Genomic DNA, 720 nt, shown 5'->3' with positions numbered 1-720 from the left:
GTAATCGCTAACCTTCACTTTCGCTCGTTTTGGGGCTTTTATCACAAAAAAAGGCTTGCTATAGTCAGCACCAGTTAAACAAAACAAGACCATTCGAGGCACGGAGCTTCCTCAATAATCTCATGAAGAGAAGGATTGGTACCGACACTGTATCGGCAAAACTAAGAGGGTCCAACAATGGAATTTAATATGGTTGAAATTTTAGGTTACGCAGCATCTATTATGGTTGCGATTTCATTAACTATGAAAGACATCGTTCGCTTACGTGTTCTTAACTTTATTGGTTGTGCTCTCTTCACTGCTTACGGTGTAATGATTGACGCATGGCCTGTAGTAGCGACCAATGGTTTCATCGCAATCGTAAACGTTTATTTCCTTGCTAAAATGCAAAAGGAAAAAAAAACGGAAGCCTTAAAAGCTGCTAAACCCTAGCACAGTGTTTAACGTGAGACAAACACTCTGAGTCAGAACTCATGTAATACTGAGTATTGTTTCTCCCCGCTTCCTTAGCTTGATAAAGCGCAGCATCCGCTTTCTCTATGATATTTTCTACCCCTTCCTCTAACGGTGCATGGCAACATCCAGCACTGATGGTGATCTCTCTACACAAGCCTTGAACCTTAGCGACATCAATCCTTATCGCCTCTGCTAATGCCATGAGTTGTGATTCATTACAGTCGAAAGTTACCACAACAAACTCTTCACCACCGTAGCGTGCAA

General features: G+C 41.9%; 2 protein-coding genes. One reads left to right on the top strand and one right to left on the bottom strand.

All coding sequences use genetic code 11. The features are described 5' to 3' along the window. Positions 1-177 precede the first annotated feature (177 nt). The gene (locus tag KIV40_RS31515) at positions 178-432 is read left to right on the top strand and encodes a YgjV family protein (RefSeq protein ID WP_285353241.1); all 255 of its coding nucleotides are present in this window, start codon (positions 178-180) and stop codon (positions 430-432) included. Here the strand turns inward: KIV40_RS31515 and KIV40_RS31510 are convergent. Then, positions 422-720: GGDEF domain-containing protein (locus KIV40_RS31510; protein WP_285353239.1), on the bottom strand; the 299-nt coding region annotated here is incomplete at its 5' end. The two genes, KIV40_RS31515 and KIV40_RS31510, sit on opposite strands and share 11 nt — an antisense overlap.

The sequence above is a fragment of the Vibrio sp. D173a genome (assembly GCF_030248475.1).
Note: the sequence above shows the minus strand (reverse complement) of the source record. Positions and strands in the feature narration are given on the sequence as shown.

Coding starts and splice junctions, on each gene's coding strand:
- KIV40_RS31515 (WP_285353241.1), top strand. CDS start 178: ATGGAATTTAATATGGTTGAAATTTTAGGTTACGCAGCATCTATTATG.